Genomic DNA, 17972 nt, shown 5'->3' with positions numbered 1-17972 from the left:
GGGTTCCTTCATAAAAAGCCTGAAAGATACAATCAGGCCGGCGGGTAGTAAAAACGATCAGGTAAAGAGTTGATGCAGATCAGGTTCAATCTGTCTGACTGAAACCGGTCTGTGCAACAATCCGGCAAGGGCCGGGGGTATTTCTACCGGCTGACCGATGAGGGGTTCAACGATGGTTTCAAACTTGGCCGGATGTGCAGTGGCCACGATCATGGCAGGTTCCCCATCAAATCGGGTTCGTCTCACTTTTTCTGCAACTGCCGTGTGAGGACATATCACCATTCCGGTCTTATGAAAATGAGAAATGATGGTTTCTCTGATTTCTTCATCGGTGACCGAGGCAGTTTCAATGAAGGATTTCAGGTGAGACAAATCGGGATACAAGTCCCTCAGACGTTCCATATTCGACGGATTTCCGACATCCATGGCATTGGCCAGGGTCTCCACACTGGGTCTTGGACTCCATTTTCCGGTGTCGAAGAAATCGGGGATGGTCCGGTTGGCATTGGCAGCCAGGACGATTTTTCTGATCGGGGCACCCATTTCCCGGGCCCAGACAGCTCCGACTGCATTTCCAACGTTGCCACTGGGGATAATGATGACCGGGGATTGGCCTGTTCTGGCCCGGAACCCGATTGAAGCATGAATATAATAGGTCATCTGGGGCAACAAACGTCCCAGATTGATGGAATTTGCTGAACTGAGTTGACGGTTTCCTGCAACCGACGGAGTGGCAAAGGCCTCCTTTGCCAGACGCTGACAATCATCAAACGTCCCTTTCACCGCATAAGAGGAAATATTTTCACCCCAGCAGGTCAGTTGCTGCTGCTGACGGGGAGAAACTTTTCCTTCCGGAAATAAAATAATGACCTCGAATCCGGGCTTTCTGAAAAAGGCAGAGGCAACCGCTCCGCCGGTATCACCGGAAGTGGCCACCACAATCGTGGTTACCGGATCACCCGGTTTTTTCAGTGCCGCCATGACGCCGGCGAGAAACCGGGCCCCCACATCCTTAAACGCCGCTGTCGGTCCGTGGAACAATTCCAAAACAGCAGTCTCCTTGCCAAAAAAGTTTAGCGGAACTTCGAAGTTCAATGCGTCTCGGATGATCGGACCGATATCAATCTTTTCGGACGATTCATTGAAAAACGGCTGAATGGCCAGGGTGGCCAGTTCCGGGTACTGCATTCCGGATGGAAACGGAGACAGAGAAGGAAAACCTGATGGAACATACAATCCACCGTCGGGCGCCAGGCCAGTCAGAATGGCTTTTTCGGCGGAAACGGGTGGGGCCTGATGCCGGGTGCTTCTGAAAATCATGCAACCACCCGCTTTGCACCATCCATGTTTACTTCTGAAATCCAGAAGGAACTGGTGATTCCCTCGCGGGAAAAAGAGGCCGTGATTCCCGATGCCACACTTTCACCGGTTGCCCGGTCTGGAACCAATGCAAATACACTGGGGCCGGATCCGGAAATGGAACAACCAAGCGCGCCTGCAGCCAGAGCAGCAGACTTGGCCTGGTCAAATCCCGGAATCAGAATCGAACGACGGGGCTCAATCAGTACATCCCGGAAACTCCGGCCAATCAGGTTCATATCCTGTGTATAGCAACCAGCCAGAAATCCGGCCAGATTTGCTGATTGCTGAACAAAATCTTTCAAAGGCAATTCTTTTCTCAGAACCGCCCTGCTCATCCGGGTATCCAGTCGGTAATCGGGATGAACCACCACAACCATCAGACTGGCCGGAACCGGTATCTGAACCACATCAACCGGATTCAGATTCCGGGTCAGGGTCAATCCACCAAACAAACAGGGAGTCACGTTATCACCATGCGGACTTCCGCTGGCCAATTCCTCTCCCAACAGGGCGTAAGAAAGTAACTCTGGTTTCGACAACGGTTTTTCCAGTAAATGATTCACCGCAACCAGGGCACCAACAGCCGAAGCAGCAGATCCACCCATGCCGCTGCCCAGCGGAATTCCCTTTTTAACCGAAAGTTCAACACCGAAGTCGGGTTTCACTGTTTCGAGCAGACGGATAACCACCCAACCGGCTGTGTTTTTTGCAGGATCCAGAGGGAGATCGAGCGGAAGTCCGGTCACCGACCGGATTCTGACTCCTGGCTCAGCAGTCTTTTCAGCTGTGACCGTATCACCAACCGAATGCAGGGCCAGACCGAGAATATCGAATCCAACGGCCACATTGGCCACCGTTGCGGGCGAAAAAACGGTCACCGATTCACCAGCCATTGCCGAGGCTTTCTGTTGAAGGGCCTCCGTTTTTAATCCCGGCATTACAGCACGCCTCCGAGATAGGCGGATAACCGTAGCAGGTCGGCAAAAGCACCCGCGGCTGTTACTTCAGGGCCGGCTCCCGGTCCCTGAACGATCAGAGGTTGTTTCTCATATCGTCTGGTGGTAAAGGCCACAATGTTGTCACTTCCCTGAATACGGGCAAACGCGTGATCCTTCGGATAGGTGCGCAGTTCAACCCGGGACTGGCCAGTCGGATCGATCACACCAACATACCGGAGTACCTGACCATTCTTCTCTGCCTCCTCATACCGGGCTGCCATGGCCTCATCCGACACCGAATAACCAGCGAGAAATTCCTCGATACTGCCTTTTCTGAGAGATGGAGGTACCAGGTTTTCCACGGGAATATCCACCACTTCCGTTTTCAGTCCGATTTCCCTTCCCAGGATCACCACTTTTCTGACGACATCCATTCCGGAAAGGTCATCGCGCGGATCGGGTTCTGTATATCCGAAATCCCGCGCCTGTTTCACCAGTTGACTGAAGGGAACTTTTCCATTGAAAGAACTGAACAGGTAACCCAACGTTCCTGAAAGCACCCCTTCGATCCGGATGATCTGATCACCAGTCTGAACCAGATCACGAAGGGTTCCGATAATCGGAAGACCCGCCCCCACAGTGGTTTCATACAGGAAGTGCTTCTGAATCTGCTTTCCTTCATTCCGGAGGGCTTCAAAATAGGAATAAGCGGCCGTATTCGCCTTTTTATTCGGCGTGATTACATGAATTCCGGCACGAAGCCAGTCTACATACATTCCGGCGATATCTGCAGAGGACGTGCAATCAATCAGGACGCTGTGCGGATAGTAATCGGCATGGATATGTTTGATAAAACTCTGAAGATCCGGCTCGGTTTCGCTCTGATCGAGGTCGTGTTTCCATTTGGACAGATTCACACCATGATTGCTGAGTACCATTTTTTTTGAAGAAATGATGCCCCGGATTCGGATGTCGATGCCAAATTCGGATTTCAGCCGGGCTGATTCTGAGGCAATCTGGTTCAGAAGCGTGGTTCCGACATGACCTGGTCCGATCAGCCCCACAGACAGGGTTTGGTCCGACAGATAAAATCCGGAGTGAGCAGCACGTAATGCCTTCGTGGTTTCGTCGGCATCAATCACGACACTGATATTCCGTTCGGATGATCCCTGCGCAATGGCCCGGATATTAACTCCTGCTTTGCCGAGTGCCCCGAAAAACTTCGCGGAAATGCCTGGTTTGCCCGACATGGATTCACCCACTGCGGCCAGAATGCTGCAGTGATGCTCAATGGTGACCGAACTGATTTTTCCATGGTGGATTTCGGAAAAAAACGCATGTTCAGCCACTTTTTTGGCCTGATTGGCCTGATTTTCGGGAACGGCGAAACAAATAGAATGCTCGCTGGAGGCCTGCGAAATCAGGATAACCGAAATCGACTTCTCATGAAGGGCAGAAAACAGCCGGGCAGAAATGCCGGGAACCCCCATCATTCCCGTTCCTTCGACGTTGATAAGGGCCACTTTGTCGATGGTCGAAAATCCGGTGACCACACTTCCGTTATCTGTTTTTGAGGTGGTAAAAATCCGGGTTCCCGGAAAAGAGGGATTAAAAGTGTTTCTGATGTAAATGGGAATGCCCGATTCCATCACTGGAGCCATCGTACTGGGATGAAGCACCTTGGCTCCGAAATAGGCCAGTTCAACGGCTTCCTCATAGGTCATTTCGGGAATGACAACGGCACCCGGCACCTGTTTCGGATTGGCAGACATCACACCATCCACATCGGTCCAGATGGTTACCGATCCGGCCTGAAGCAGTTTTCCGAAAATGGAGCCCGAGTAATCCGATCCGTTCCGCCCCAATGTGGTAGGAATGCCATCGTCGGTCTGAGCCACAAAACCCGTGATGACCATCCAGTCAGGATTCACAGAAGAGAGAAAATCCTGCATTTTTTTCTGGGAGGGTTCCCATAAAATATTTGGTGTGGATGTGGTGGGTTCGACCACAAGAATCTGACGCGCATCCAGCCAGACGGCCTCAATTCCCTGTGAACGGAAACGGGCTGTCAGAAACCGGGACGACCATACCTCTCCCAGACCCGACACAAAATCCCGGGTCCTGGGTGAATATTCACGGGTAATCCAGACACTGCGCAGGATGTCTTCAATATCATGAAAATCGGCCTGAATGGCGGCCACCAATTCTGTGCGGTAATCGGGTGGTACCAGGGCCTGGATGGCATCGAGGTGTTTTTTTCTCAGTGTATCAATCTGATCGTAGACCCCATCCTGACGGGTCCGGGCTGATTCCAGCAACCCAAGCAGGGCATCGGTCACACCACTCATGGCAGAGACCACCACTGCCGTTTTTCCTTTGTGATCGTTGGTCAGAATCGAGGCCACGTTGGCAATCCGGTCGGCGTTGGCGACCGAGGTGCCACCGAATTTATGTACCAGCCAGGGAGAGGACGTCAATCGGATACCTTTCAGTTTTTTGGTGGGAATTATACGGAGTCAGACCCCTGCGGGATGGCGGACAGGAACACGGTCACAAAACAATTTATAATTCAGACTGTCAATGAGTGCCTGCATACTGGCTTCGATGATATTTTCGGAAACGCCCACAGTTACCCAGAAGGAATCGGCACCAGCCGTTTCGATCAGTACACGTACTTTGGCTTTCGTTCCATCCTTTTCATCAAGAACCCGGACCTTGTAATCAACCAGTTCCGTTTCATGTATCTGAGGATAGAACCGCCCAAGGGCTTTGCGAAGTGCGTTATCAAGGGCATTCACCGGTCCGATTCCATCGGCGGCGGTATGTTCCACTTCCCCATCGACCTCGAGTTTCAGGACTGCTTCACTGTGGGAAATCTGACGGATGTCGTTCGATGAAATCGCAACACGGGTATCGATCAGATTAAAATAGGGCCGGAATTCACCCGTTTCGGTCCGGAGAAGCAGTTCGAAGGAAGCATCGGCCCCGTCAAACTGATAGCCTTTAAATTCCATGGCCTTTATCCGGTCGACCAGACGTCTTGCCAGATCGGGATGCTCATCCAGATTGATTCCCAATTGATGGGCCTTATAACGGATGTTACTTTGCCCCGACAGGTCAGAAACCAGCACCCGCTGATGATTACCAATTTGTTCGGGTGCAATGTGTTCGTACAACCGGCCGTCTTTCAAAACGGCCGAGACGTGAATTCCGCCCTTATGGGCAAAAGCGGATTTTCCAACAAAGGGCTGACGGTTGATCGGCACCATATTGGCCGTTTCATCCACAAAATGGGACAAGGCTGTTAACTGATCCAGCGCCACCGGGCGGGTGGTTTTCCTGCCGAGTTTGAGAATCAGATTCGGGATGATGGAGCAGAGATTTGCATTGCCGCACCGCTCCCCGAAACCGTTAATGGTTCCCTGCACATGGGTGGCCCCGGCATTGACGGCAGTAACCGAGTTGGCAACAGCCAGCTCTCCATCATTATGAGCATGAATTCCAACGGGAATCGAAACCTGAGCAACCACTTCTCTGACCATGCGGTCCACCTCAAACGGGAGACTTCCCCCATTGGTATCACACAGAACCAGTGTGGAGGCTCCTCCGCTGACTGCAGCTTTGAGCATGGTCAGCGCAAAGGCTGGATCATCCTTATAGCCATCGAAGAAATGTTCGGCATCGAAAACAACCTGACGGCCTTCTGAAACCAGATACCGGACCGATTCAAAAATCAGTTGCTCATTTTCTTCCGCCGTAATTCCCAGTGCAACATCGGCATGAAGACGCCAGGTTTTTCCAAAAATGGAAACCACAGGTGTTTCACTGGCCAGAAGCGCATTCAGGTTCTGATCCTCACGCACCTTGTTCAGCAGGCGGGCCGTTGATCCGAATGCACAAATACGTGCTTTCAGACCGGCAAGCGACTTCACCTTTTTGAAATACTCGGCATCCCGCGGATTGCTTCCCGGCCATCCGCCTTCGATGATGTCGATCCCGAACTCATCAAGTTTGCGGGTGATCATGAGTTTGTCGTTCACCGACACATTGACCGACTCGCCCTGCGTGCCATCACGCAGGGTGGTATCGAACAGTTCGATGCGAGAAAGTTCACTCATGGCTGATCCTTATCCGGCCAGCATTCCGGACTGACGGGCATAGGTAAACAGGTCACCTGCCTCGATGATGGAAACCACATCGCCGAGAGGTTTCAGTAAAATGGTTTCGCCAGTGGTCAGGTTTTTAACCAGATTGGCTTTGACATCCACTTCGAGTTCATCTCCGGTCCGGATGCGGTTATTCACCTTTTCATATGATTCATACGGAATCAGAAAACCACCATCCACGCAGTTCCGGTAGAAAATACGGGCATAGGTTTCTGCAATCACCGCTTTCACACCCGCCACCTGCATGGCAAAGGGCGCATGTTCACGGGAAGAGCCGCATCCGAAATTGGATCCGCCAATGATGATGGAGTATTCCGATTGCCAGTTATCTCCGTTGATGAACGGTTTTTTGCCTTCCGGTAATCCAGCTTCGTTCAGCGGAACTCCCGACATGGCATACTGACCATATTTTTTCTTTTCTTCCGGATCGGAAAGGCTGTAGACAAGATGTTCGGCCGGAATGATCTGATCGGTATCAATCTTGTCACCCAATACGTAGGCTTTACCAGTTATGATTTTTTCCATGATCTGTTTCCCTTTCCTTACATCACATCACGTGGATCGGTTATGACACCCGTCAGTGCAGACGCAGCAACGGTGAGCGCAGAAGCCAGATAAACCGACGATTTTTTACTACCCATCCGTCCCGGAAAATTCCGGTTGGTGGTGGAAATGATCACCTCCTGATCCTGGGCCCGTCCGAAGGTATCGGAAGGTCCGCCCAGACAGGCTGCACAACTTGATTCACCCATGATACAACCCGCCTTCTGGAAGATTTCACGCAGGGAAACCCCATTGACGGTTTCAACATCCAGTTGAGAATCGACCCAGGTACTGGCCGGAACGAGGAAGGTCGGAACCTTTACTGTCTGGCCGAACAGCAGACGGGCAGCGAAGATGAAATCTTCGAGTTTGCCACCTGTGCAGGAACCGATGTAACATTTCGTCAGTTTCGTTCCCTGAACATTACGGACCGTATCGCGGTTATCCGGACTGTGTGGTTTGGCAACAAGTGGTTCCATGGTGGCCAGGTTGTAACGGTATTTGGCCACATATTTTGCATCGGGATCCGATTTGAAAATTTCATACGGTTTCGATGTCCGGGCCTTCACATACGCTTCAGTCAGTGCATCGGCTTCGATGATTCCGTTCATTCCACCCGCTTCAATCGCCATGTTGGTTAACGTCATCCGCTCACTGATTGGAAGAGACATCACGCCATCACCATTGAATTCCATGGCCCGGTAGGTGGCTCCGTCGGTGGTGATATCCCCGATGATCTGCAGAATCATGTCTTTTGCAGTCAGGTAAGGAGGTATTTCTCCATCGAAGGTGAACAGCATCGATTCCGGGACTTTTTCCCAAATCTTTCCGGTTCCCAGAATAAAGGCAGCATCCGAATTTCCGACACCGGTCGAAAACATTCCGAAAGCACCCGATGTACAGGTGTGTGAATCGGTACCAAAAAGAACGGTACCGGGAACGTTGTATCCTTCTTCTGCCAGCGCCATGTGGCAAACACCCTTGTAGCGGCTGGTTCCTACATCGTAATAGTTCGGCAGGTTATACTCGGCGGCAAACTGACGCAATTTGTTCACATTGGCGTTTGCGTGTGAGTTTGCGGTGAAAATGTAGTGGTCAGGGAAAATGACCAGCTTTTCCTTGTCCCAGATTTTGGCTTCGGGACCAAATTCCCGTTTCCAGATATCGATGGTGGGAGGACCACACACATCATGCGTCATCAGTACATCGACATTCAGCCACACCGATTCACCCGGTGTGACACGGTCCCGTCCGGCCGATTTAGCCAGGATTTTTTCGGTGATTGTCATTCCCATAGTCGTTCCCTTCTTTAAGTTGACCAATCCGTTTAAACAAACCGGACCGGATTATCCTGCCAAACCGTGGCATTTTGGTCCTGCCACATTTTTTCCATATGAAATTTATGATTCAATCCATTCAGATAAGCCCGGACACTGGCCTCAATAATATCGGTCGAAGTGCCCTTTCCAGTGAACGTTTTTCCATTGTCTCTGATCCGTAAGATGACCTCACCCATGGCATCGCGCCCGCTGGTAACCGACCGGACCTGATAATTTTCGATTTTCAATGAAGTACCGGTGGCTGCTTCCAGTGCTTTAAATGCTGCATCAACGGGACCATCACCTGCCGAACTGGCCTGAACCGGACCGTTCTTCGTTTTGATCCTGACGGTTGCCGTCGGAACAATGGTGGACCCGAGTGTCACCTGCAGGTAATCCAGATCATAAACCTGTTCCTCATGGTGACGCTGTACTTCCTCACCCATCAGCACCCGCAGATCGTCATCATACACTTCCTTTTTCTTGTCTGCGACATCGAGGAATTTTTCATACAGGTCGTCCAATTCCGTGGGGGTCATTTCGAAACCCATGGCGCGGATCCGGGCCACAAGTCCGTGACGGCCCGAGTGACGGCCAAGAACAATTTTATTTTTTAGTACCCCAACCGTTTCAGGAGTCATGATTTCGTAAGTCTGACGGTTTTTCAGAACGCCATCCTGATGAATGCCCGATTCATGAGCAAACGCATTGTCGCCCACAATGGCCTTATTCGGCTGGACGATCAGGCCGGTGTATGCAGAGACCATTTTACTGGAATTGTAGATTTCCTGGGTCTGAATACCGGTTTCAAACGGCCAGAGATCTTTCCGGACGGTAAGTGCCATGACGATTTCTTCCATCGAGGCATTTCCTGCCCGCTCACCGATTCCGTTGATGGTACATTCGACCTGACGGGCCCCATTCAGAACAGCCGACAACGAATTGGCTACGGCCAGCCCGAGGTCATTATGACAGTGGACGCTGATAACCGCCTGATCGATGTTTTTAACCCGACGTTTCAGTTCAGCGATTTTCTTTCCGAACTCCTCTGGCATGCAATAACCGGTGGTATCGGGGATGTTTACCGTGGTGGCACCTGCTGCAATCGCTGCTTCAATCACCTCGGCCAGATATCCGATATCGGTACGGCCGGCATCTTCGGCAGAATATTCCACATCGGCGGTGAGGGTTTTGGCAAAGGAAACGGCATCAACCGTCATCTTAAGAATGGTTTGCTGCTTTTCGGCCAGGGTCTGACCATACCGCGGATCACCAAATTTTCCGAGAATATGGATGTCGGAAGTACTGGTGAAGGTATGGATCCGCTTGCGCCGTGCATTCTTTAACGCCTCATAGGCTGTCCGGATGTCTTTTTCAACAGCACGGCAAAGACCAGCAATGATCGCTGTGGACTGATCGGAAATCCGCTGAACGGCTTCGAACTGTGCAGGAGAGGAAACCGGAAATCCGGCTTCGATCACATCCACACCCAATCGCTCGAGTTGTCTGGCAATTTCCACTTTTTCAAAGACAGAAAGCGATGCACCCGGTGACTGTTCGCCGTCACGCAGGGTGGTGTCGAAAATGATAATCCGTTCCGGCATGGATGGTTTCCTTTCTTTCAGCCGACTGCAAAGCCGAATGGTTGATCGGCATACACGTCGGAAAACGAGGCTTCAATTTTGGCTGCCATTTCCCTGGTACCCACGGTCTTCTCTCCGGGGGCGGCAATGTCTGCGGTACGGAATCCGGCATTCAGAACCCGTTCAATGGCCTGATTTAAACTGTCGGCGGCCATGTGCATTTTAAACGTGCGGTCAAACATCATGGCAATCGAGGCAATGGTTGCAATCGGATTGGCTTTATCCTGCCCGGCGATGTCAGGAGCCGATCCATGAACCGGTTCATACAGAGAATGTTTATCTCCCAGACTGGCAGATGGAAGCATGCCGAGACTTCCCGGAATCATGGAGGCAATGTCACTGAGGATATCACCAAACATGTTTTCGGTCAGCATCACATCAAATTGACCCGGATTCCGGACCAGTTGCATGGCAGCATTATCGACATACATGTGGTTCACCCGGATCATCGGATAGTCTTTGGCAACTTCATTCACCACCTGACGCCAGAATTGCGACACTTCCAGCACATTGGCCTTATCGACCGAGGTGAGAATATGCCGCCGGCTTTTGGCCAGTTCAAAGGCATTCCTGGCAATCCGGACAATTTCCTCGCGGGTATAGGCCATGGTGTTCCAGCCACGATTTTCATCGAGACCGCGGGGCTCACCGAAGTACAACCCGCCGGTCAGTTCACGAACGACCACCAGATCAACACCCTTAATCACCGATTCACGCAGGGTTGAGGTTCCGGCCAGGGAGGTGTAAACCTTGGCAGGACGGAGATTCGCATACAGTCCGAGGACCTTTCTGAGTTTAAGAAGGCCGGCTTCGGGTTTCAGGTGGTGAGGCATCGACTCCCATTTCGGTCCGCCAACAGCTCCCAGCAGAACCGCATCGGCTTTCAGACACGCGTTGAGGGTTTCTTCGGTTACCGGAACACCGTGTTTATCGATGGAACAACCTCCAAAGAGATGGTTTTCCAGCTCAAACCGGACACCGTACTGTTTACCGACGGCCATCATGACCGGAATGGAGGCCTCGATGACTTCCGGACCGATTCCATCACCGGCCAGAACCACCACTTTTGCATTTAATACTGACACTGACAATCTCCGTCTGCTACTGGTTAATTCGTTACACGCCGATTTCTTCGCGCTTGTCCTTTTTGAAAAGGAAGCTCATCATGGACCGCAATTTTTCACCCACCCGTTCAATGGCATGCTCGCGGTTCGATTTGCGAAGTTTTTCAAAATTGGCTTTGCTGCCATTCAGTTCGGTCAGAAACTCGCGGGCAAATTGTCCCGATTGAATTTCTTCGAGGATCTTTTTCATTTCCTTCTTGGTATCCGAGGTGATCAGCCGCGGACCACGGGTCATTCCGCCATATTCGGCCGTATCAGAAACCGAATAATTCATCCGGCTTAATCCGCCCTCAAAATAGAGATCCACAATCAGTTTCAGCTCGTGCATACACTCGAAATAAGCCAGTTCAGGTGAGTAGCCGGCTTCAACCAGCGTTTCAAAACCAGCTTTGATCAGTTCTGCAGATCCGCCGCAGAGTACGGCTTGCTCACCAAAAAGATCGGTTTCAGTTTCTTCTTTGAAAGAGGTTTCCAGAACCCCGGCATGAGTGCCGCCCAGTCCTTTTGCCCAGGCCAGTGCCAGATCTTTTGCCGTACCGGTTGCATCCTGATAGATGGCGATCAGACAAGGTACACCGTTGCCCTGCAGATAAGACCGGCGAACGAGATGTCCCGGACTTTTCGGAGCAATCATGATGACATTGACGTTGGAAGGGGGGGTGATCACCTTGTAGTGGATGTTGAAACCATGGGCAAAAGCCAGAGTTTTTCCTGCCGTCAGATGCGGTTCGATTTCGGCATCATATACGGCCTTCTGAGCCTGATCGGGCAACAGAATCATGATAACATCGGCCCAGGCAGCCGCTTCAGAAACGGTTTTTACAGCGACACCGGTAGCCTCGGCTTTGGCCCATGTCGCGCTCGATTTACGCAGACCAACGGCCACCGTCAGTCCGGAATCGTGAAGGTTCAGTGCATGGGCGTGTCCCTGGCTCCCGAATCCGATCACCGCAATTTTCTTGCCTTCCAGATGGGCCAGAGAGGCATCGTCGTTATAATATACTTTCATGTGACTGTTCCTTCGTTTTTTTATGACATCAAAACTTCTTTTGCCACCCGGTGAACTTCCTGTTCTTCCCGTTTGATGGCGACCAGACCCGACCGCGCAATTTCACGAATACCGTACTGGATGCACAGGTTGATCAGCGCTTCGATTTTTTCGGGCGGACCCGAGACTTCCATGGTGAGGATTTTATGGGTGATATCCACCACTTTCCCCTGAAAGATTTCAACCAGATCCAGAATTTCGGACCGGGTCGATTTCGTATAGGAAACCGAGATCAGAGCCAGTTCCCTGGCCACAAATTTTTCAGCCGAGAGATCAACCACCTTGATCGTATCAATCAGCCGGTTCAGTTGTTTAATGATCTGGTCGAGAATTTTGTCATCTCCCGAGGTGACAATGGTCATTCTCGAGACATCGGGATCATCGGTCACCCCGATTGAAATGGAGTGAATATTAAACCCACGGCCGCTGAACATCGTGGCAACACGGTTGAGCGCACCAAATTTGTTTTCTACCCAAACGGATATAATTCGTTTCATCGGAATTCTTTCTTACAAAAGGTGATTGGGATCGAGTGGCCGAACCATCATGTCTTTCACCGACCCGCCGGATGGCACCATCGGGAACACCATCTCCTCTTTCACCACTTTGAATTCGACCAGAACCGGTTTGTCATTGATGGCCATGGCACGATCGAGAAGCGAATCCACTTCGGCCGGATTGTCGGTCGACATGCCCACACAGTTAAAGGCCTCGGCCACTTTGACGAAATCAGGATTCGATGGACCCAGGTTGGTAAAACTGAACTTTTCCTTGTAAAACAGATCCTGCCACTGACGGACCATGCCAAGAAAACTGTTATTGATGATGATAAACTTCACCGGCAGATTGTGATGGGCGGCTGTAATCAACTCCTGCATATTCATCTGGAATCCGCCATCACCAGAGATAGAAACCACCGGACGGTCTTTGATGGCAAAAGCGGCACCAATGGCAGCCGGAACAGAAAAACCCATGGTTCCCAAACCGCCGCTGGTTATATGTGAGCGCGGATTGTTGAACTGATAAAACTGAGTGGTCCACATCTGATGCTGACCCACATCGGTTACCACCACAGCTTCACCGTTGGTCTTGGCAGAAATGCGTTCCAGAACGAACTGTGCCCTCAGGCGTCCATCCTGCTTTTCATAATCCAGCGGACAGTTATTACGCCACTCGTTTAACTGAGCCCACCATTCAGAATAGTCTGTTTTAATCGGACTCTCGGTTAATTCGGTCAGCAGTTCGGCAAGAACCATTTTCAGGTCCCCCACAATGGGCAGGTCAACCACCACATTTTTATCAATGGCAGACGGATCGATATCGACATGGATCTTGTAGGATTGAGCAGAAAAGGTTTCCACTTTACCGGTTACGCGGTCATCAAACCTGGCACCGAGCGAAACCAGAACATCGCAGTGATCGGTGGCCATGTTGGCCCAAAACGTGCCATGCATGCCCAGCATACCCAGTGACTGAGAATCGGTCATGGGAAAGGCTCCCAGACCATGAAGAGTCATGGTGACAGGAAGGCCGGCTTCCTTGGCAAGCATGCGCAGCTCGCGGTGAGCACCCGATGAAATCACGCCTCCACCCACATACAGCAACGGGCGCTTGGCCTTTCGGAGCACCTGGGCAGCTTTTTTGATTTGCTGGGAGTGACCGTTATACGTCGGCTTGTACCCGCGGATATCGACCGATTCGGGATAATTGAACATCGTGGTTGCGGCCAGCATATCCTTGGGCATATCGACCAGAACCGGACCCGGGCGACCAGATTGAGCGATGTAAAAGGCCTTCTTAATGGTTGGGGCCAGGTCATTCACATCGCGCACGAGAAAGTTATGCTTGGTGATCGGACGGGTGATTCCCACAATATCGGCTTCCTGAAAGGCATCGTTTCCTATCAGTTTCGATGGGACCTGACCGGTAAACACGACCATTGGAATTGAATCCATATACGCATCGGCAATGCCGGTCACCGTATTGGTTGCTCCCGGACCCGAAGTAACGAGCACCACACCGGCTTTTCCGGTAGCTTTGGCATAGCCTTCGGCCATGTGTGTGGCACCCTGTTCATGCCTGACGAGTATGTGTGTGAGGAAATCGCAGTCGTACAGCTTTTCGTAGATCCCGAGGACTGCGCCGCCCGGATATCCGAAGATCAGATCCACGCCTTCCCGGCGCAGCGATTCGAGGAAAATTTCGGCCCCATTCAAGGGTTTGCTGGTATCAAACATTGCCGTCTCCATCCTTATCATTCATAAAGGGTCTGAAGGCAGCTTCCGGCAAACCGGATAACCAACCATCCCTCAGACCAAAAAATTGAATCCGTGGGTCATCTTCCAACACCTAATCAGGAGGCCTTTTTCAGCCTATCATCGTTTGGTTTTGGTTTGGGTGGCGATGCAGGCTGACCGGAGATTTATCCGAGGGTAATAATACCGCTAAGGAGAATCACAAGGCCTGCAAGAAGGAGAGTCGGACGGGTGACGGAACCAGAAACAGCAACCGGAATCCCGGTGTTGAACAGTGAAGTTGTGGCTGTGGTTGTCTGGTTCATTGGTAAAGCGTTTTAAGGGCTTTTGTTTAAATTCTTCAGCAATGATATCGGATTTTCTTCGGAGAGTCAACTGCAATCAACACTTTCTTCCACTTTTTCTCATGACCGACCCCGATTCAACCGCTTCCAGTCCGTTAGTTATTCGGGGATTCTTGCCAATACAATCTTTTATGCGGATTTGATATCATTTCAGAAAATAATGTTTTCCGAATCAACTCTTTTCAATATTAAAATTCGGGACGGGATTAACGGCCGTTAATATTGATGAAAAGGTAGTGGTTTCAGGGTTACAACTCATCGGGTTTGTCCGTGGCCGGGCGACACCAATCTCACCCATTCCTATCTCCTTTTCTGTATATTCCAACTTTAAGACCTTTATTCACGGTTATTACAAACTCCCATGCCACGCAACATCGAAATCAAAGCCATATTGGTTGAACCGGCAAAGACCCGACGGCTGGTTGAACAACTGGCCACGGCCGGCCCCACCCTCCTTCATCAGGATGATACCTTTTTCAACACACCCACCGGCCGGCTGAAACTGAGGGTTTTTGCCGATGGATCCGGTGAACTGATTTTCTACCAACGCCCCGATCAGACCGGTCCGGCGACTTCTGATTATCTGATCGTTCCGGTGCCCGATCCCGACGGCATGCGTCTTTTGCTGGAAAGGTCCATGGGAACGGCAGGAAGGGTCAGGAAGCGACGCACCCTCTACCTGATTGGCCGAACCCGCGTTCATCTGGACGAGGTGGAATCCCTCGGGAACTTTCTCGAACTGGAGGTGGTACTGAGCGATGATGAATCCGGTGAATCGGGTTTGAATGAGGCAAACCGGTTGCTGCAGGAATTGCAGATTGCCAGCGACACATTAATTGATACCGCCTATGTTGATTTACTTAACGGGAAATCTCGGAGTAATACCCGGTAAGAAACCCAAAAAGTGTGTCTGCGGATGCCTCACCTGTAAATCAATGACAGACTGAGTGGGCATAAAACAGGCACTTTCTTGTCAGCTTGCTGCGTTTAGGGTATTTTCATGGCCATTTCACGGAGTATGCATGAGTAAATATTGGATCCGGGGCGTGGTAATTGCCATGTTGCTGGGATTTCTGGTCTATGTAATCACATTCAAGTATCAGGGAGTCCCCCGGATTTTTCAATTGCCGGTGAAACCCATCCTCGTCAATGAAACCGCCTATCATGTGCTTTCTGCCACCGGCGACACCCTGGGCACAGAGACCATTCAGACCAACGATGCAGGAATTTATCATTATTACGAGATCATCCGAAGGTCTTATCCCGGCAACAATCTGCACTCTGGCATGCGGTTAATTACCGATTCCCTGAACCGGCCACTCTGGGCTCATCTCGAGTTTTTTAAGGTGATCGGAACGAAACGGGATGGGGCCGATTCCCTGCGGTCCGATTCACAGTACCTTTACTTCCAGCCGGAACTGGCTCGGCTGGCCCCTGTGAAACACTATCGGAATCTCCCGGAAACGGAACTGGAAACCCGCGATTCGCTTCAGGTGGACTTCGGATTTCTCTCGGCCTGGAACGCCCTTCGCCCCCTCGGGTCGGTTCAATTAATCATGTTGGATACGGCGGCTTATGCCTTCCGTTCAGAAGCGATGACTCTGGAACGGTTTGAAACCGATTCGACCGGGCAACGGTTCATGACCCTGAAGGTGGGATCCGATTCTCTGGTTTTTTCAGGACGGGCTTTTTCTCCGACCTGGTCAGAAATCCGCCGGACGGAAAATGGGACGAGACTCAGCAGGAAATATTCTCAGAAATTCACCTTTCAGGATCTGAAGGATCTGGCCATTCCCGAAGAAATCAAAAAACGGGACCGTCTGAAAGCTGGTAAGGTGATCTGACCTGCTGGTCAGATATTCAGAAGAAGTTTACAAATCTCGTCTTCCAGGCTTTTCAGCCGTGAAGCACGACCACCGTTGCAGAGAATGCTGAAAACCAGCTCTTTTCCCGATTGGGTACTCATATACCCGGTCAGCGTCACCACACCGGTTATGCTCCCGGTTTTTGCGCGGATCTGAGTGGCAAGCGGATGTCTGATCCGGCGTTCCAGCGTTCCGTCAATGGTTGGGATGGAAAGTGAATTGTAGAAAACATCCTTGTTGGTCGAGGCAATGGCCATGTATTCAAGGGTCCGCACCAACATATCGGCTGTGATGCGGTTTTCGTGACTCAGCCCGGAACCATCGGCAATGGTCAGATCGGGATGATCAATTCCCAACCGGATGGCCAGAAACGCCTCGGTAACCCGGATCCCAGCTTCCAGACTTCCGGTTCCCAGAACTTCATAGCCAAGTGTACGCAGCAACTGATCGGCGTAGAAATTGTCGCTTTCCTTGTTCGTCCGCTTGATGATTTCTGCCAGTGAGGGAGACTGATGTGCGATCAGTACATTAAACTGAACCGAATCGGGCTGTTCAGAAGCCAGTTCAACGGTTTTGTTCGAAATCATATCCCGGCGGGCCAGTTCACCAGCCAACCGGTCGGCCAGGTAATTGTTCAGATTAATTTGAACCAATTTACGGGCAGACCGCCGCAATCTGATTTTTTGCTGAATGAGTTTGCCCTTCTTGTTCCTGACCTGACGGACCAGCTGGGATTTATCGGCCTTATCAAATAAGGCTACCGTGGCAGTTTTAGTGAGCAACTTGCCATCATCATCAGAAAAATAGGAATTATCCAGGAACACCGATCCGGTAATTTTCCTGATTCCTGCAGCCTGAAGCTGATCGGCCCATTCAGAAACGATTCCGATGATTTCGCCATCAAAAAATCCAGACAATTGCGGATCGGCGGTGCCGTGAATGATGAGATTACCATCCAGCACACTATCGGTCAATTCCCCATCGGTGGTAATGACGGTATGATATCGGAATTCGGGACCCAGCTTTTCGAGGGCAACTGCTGTGGTGATGACTTTAAGTGTCGAAGCCGGTTTCAGTGCAGCATCTTCCCGATACTGGAAGACTGGTCTGCCGCCGACTTCGCGGATGTCGATGCCGAACCGGGTCCGGTTGTAGGGTTTACGGCTGATGATTTTCTTTAGCAGATCCGAAACCAGTTCATACCTCAGGCTGTCGGGCATGTCCTCACTGAACCGGTAATCGGAAAGCCGTGAAGGAGTCTTTGGGGTGGCTGCCTGCAACTGGCTGGCAACCAGAGTAAGTCCCCCGAGAAGAATCGGGATAAAAATTGAAATGGGTATTCGTCTCATGAAATCAGCTGTGGGG

Annotated in this window: 15 protein-coding genes; 2 read left to right on the top strand and 13 right to left on the bottom strand. The window is 51.2% G+C overall.

Going from position 1 to position 17972, the window contains the following annotated elements; all coding sequences use genetic code 11:
- Positions 1-57 precede the first annotated feature (57 nt).
- The 12 genes from thrC to HUU10_04690 all read right to left on the bottom strand — a co-directional run bounded on the left by thrC (position 58) and on the right by HUU10_04690 (position 14703).
- Complete coding sequence (gene thrC, locus HUU10_04745) at positions 58-1320, bottom strand: threonine synthase (GenBank protein ID NUQ80900.1); 1263 nt, start codon at positions 1318-1320, stop codon at positions 58-60.
- Positions 1317-2255, bottom strand: coding sequence for a homoserine kinase (locus HUU10_04740; GenBank protein NUQ80899.1), 939 nt, complete (start codon positions 2253-2255; stop codon positions 1317-1319). The genes thrC and HUU10_04740 overlap by 4 nt, the downstream gene beginning before the upstream one ends.
- Positions 2256-2299: 44 nt before the next feature.
- Entirely contained in the window at positions 2300-4792 is a 2493-nt protein-coding gene (gene thrA / locus HUU10_04735) for a bifunctional aspartate kinase/homoserine dehydrogenase I (protein NUQ80898.1), read from the bottom strand.
- A gap of 24 nt (positions 4793-4816) precedes the next feature.
- Positions 4817-6418, bottom strand: a complete 1602-nt coding sequence (locus HUU10_04730; GenBank protein ID NUQ80897.1) for a citramalate synthase — start codon at positions 6416-6418, stop codon at positions 4817-4819.
- Positions 6419-6427: 9 nt separating this feature from the next.
- Complete coding sequence (locus HUU10_04725) at positions 6428-6991, bottom strand: 3-isopropylmalate dehydratase (protein NUQ80896.1); 564 nt, start codon at positions 6989-6991, stop codon at positions 6428-6430.
- Positions 6992-7008: 17 nt separating this feature from the next.
- Positions 7009-8304: a 3-isopropylmalate dehydratase large subunit gene (locus tag HUU10_04720; GenBank protein ID NUQ80895.1), complete on the bottom strand. Its 1296-nt coding sequence runs from the start codon at positions 8302-8304 to the stop codon at positions 7009-7011.
- Between the two features lie 32 nt (positions 8305-8336).
- A complete protein-coding gene (locus tag HUU10_04715) occupies positions 8337-9932 on the bottom strand; it encodes a 2-isopropylmalate synthase (protein NUQ80894.1) in 1596 nt (531 codons plus the stop codon).
- Positions 9933-9949: 17 nt separating this feature from the next.
- Positions 9950-11056, bottom strand: a complete 1107-nt coding sequence (leuB, locus tag HUU10_04710; protein NUQ80893.1) for a 3-isopropylmalate dehydrogenase — start codon at positions 11054-11056, stop codon at positions 9950-9952.
- Positions 11057-11087: 31 nt separating this feature from the next.
- Positions 11088-12104: a ketol-acid reductoisomerase gene (ilvC, locus tag HUU10_04705; GenBank protein NUQ80892.1), complete on the bottom strand. Its 1017-nt coding sequence runs from the start codon at positions 12102-12104 to the stop codon at positions 11088-11090.
- A 20-nt stretch (positions 12105-12124) separates the two neighbouring features.
- Complete coding sequence (gene ilvN, locus HUU10_04700; GenBank protein NUQ80891.1) at positions 12125-12640, bottom strand: acetolactate synthase small subunit; 516 nt, start codon at positions 12638-12640, stop codon at positions 12125-12127.
- A 12-nt stretch (positions 12641-12652) separates the two neighbouring features.
- Positions 12653-14380, bottom strand: coding sequence for a biosynthetic-type acetolactate synthase large subunit (ilvB, locus tag HUU10_04695; protein NUQ80890.1), 1728 nt, complete (start codon positions 14378-14380; stop codon positions 12653-12655).
- Positions 14381-14565: 185 nt separating this feature from the next.
- The gene (locus HUU10_04690; GenBank protein NUQ80889.1) at positions 14566-14703 is read right to left on the bottom strand and encodes a hypothetical protein; all 138 of its coding nucleotides are present in this window, start codon (positions 14701-14703) and stop codon (positions 14566-14568) included.
- A gap of 400 nt (positions 14704-15103) precedes the next feature.
- Here HUU10_04690 and HUU10_04685 point away from each other — a divergent pair, with 400 nt between their 5' ends.
- A complete protein-coding gene (locus tag HUU10_04685; protein ID NUQ80888.1) occupies positions 15104-15634 on the top strand; it encodes a class IV adenylate cyclase in 531 nt (176 codons plus the stop codon).
- Between the two features lie 130 nt (positions 15635-15764).
- Positions 15765-16586: a hypothetical protein gene (locus HUU10_04680; GenBank protein ID NUQ80887.1), complete on the top strand. Its 822-nt coding sequence runs from the start codon at positions 15765-15767 to the stop codon at positions 16584-16586.
- Between the two features lie 8 nt (positions 16587-16594).
- On the opposite strand, the gene dacB is transcribed toward HUU10_04680, so the two are convergent.
- On the bottom strand, positions 16595-17956 hold the full coding sequence (dacB, locus tag HUU10_04675) for a D-alanyl-D-alanine carboxypeptidase/D-alanyl-D-alanine-endopeptidase (GenBank protein NUQ80886.1): 1362 nt from the start codon (positions 17954-17956) through the stop codon (positions 16595-16597).
- Between the last annotated feature and the right edge of the window lie 16 nt (positions 17957-17972).

Source organism: Bacteroidota bacterium (assembly GCA_013360915.1).
In the GTDB taxonomy this organism is placed as follows: domain Bacteria; phylum Bacteroidota; class JABWAT01; order JABWAT01; family JABWAT01; genus JABWAT01.
Note: the sequence above shows the minus strand (reverse complement) of the source record. Positions and strands in the feature narration are given on the sequence as shown.

What these genes read in the sequence shown, in the direction of transcription:
- thrC (NUQ80900.1), bottom strand. Translation starts at nt 1,320, where the DNA reads ATGATTTTCAGAAGCACCCGGCATCAGGCCCCACCCGTTTCCGCCGAA.
- HUU10_04740 (NUQ80899.1), bottom strand. Translation starts at nt 2,255, where the DNA reads ATGGCTGGTGAATCGGTGACCGTTTTTTCGCCCGCAACGGTGGCCAAT.
- HUU10_04730 (NUQ80897.1), bottom strand. Translation starts at nt 6,418, where the DNA reads ATGAGTGAACTTTCTCGCATCGAACTGTTCGATACCACCCTGCGTGAT.
- HUU10_04725 (NUQ80896.1), bottom strand. Translation starts at nt 6,991, where the DNA reads ATGGAAAAAATCATAACTGGTAAAGCCTACGTATTGGGTGACAAGATT.
- HUU10_04720 (NUQ80895.1), bottom strand. Translation starts at nt 8,304, where the DNA reads ATGGGAATGACAATCACCGAAAAAATCCTGGCTAAATCGGCCGGACGG.
- HUU10_04715 (NUQ80894.1), bottom strand. Translation starts at nt 9,932, where the DNA reads ATGCCGGAACGGATTATCATTTTCGACACCACCCTGCGTGACGGCGAA.
- ilvC (NUQ80892.1), bottom strand. Translation starts at nt 12,104, where the DNA reads ATGAAAGTATATTATAACGACGATGCCTCTCTGGCCCATCTGGAAGGC.
- ilvN (NUQ80891.1), bottom strand. Translation starts at nt 12,640, where the DNA reads ATGAAACGAATTATATCCGTTTGGGTAGAAAACAAATTTGGTGCGCTC.
- ilvB (NUQ80890.1), bottom strand. Translation starts at nt 14,380, where the DNA reads ATGTTTGATACCAGCAAACCCTTGAATGGGGCCGAAATTTTCCTCGAA.
- HUU10_04690 (NUQ80889.1), bottom strand. Translation starts at nt 14,703, where the DNA reads ATGAACCAGACAACCACAGCCACAACTTCACTGTTCAACACCGGGATT.
- HUU10_04685 (NUQ80888.1), top strand. Translation starts at nt 15,104, where the DNA reads ATGCCACGCAACATCGAAATCAAAGCCATATTGGTTGAACCGGCAAAG.
- HUU10_04680 (NUQ80887.1), top strand. Translation starts at nt 15,765, where the DNA reads ATGAGTAAATATTGGATCCGGGGCGTGGTAATTGCCATGTTGCTGGGA.
- dacB (NUQ80886.1), bottom strand. Translation starts at nt 17,956, where the DNA reads ATGAGACGAATACCCATTTCAATTTTTATCCCGATTCTTCTCGGGGGA.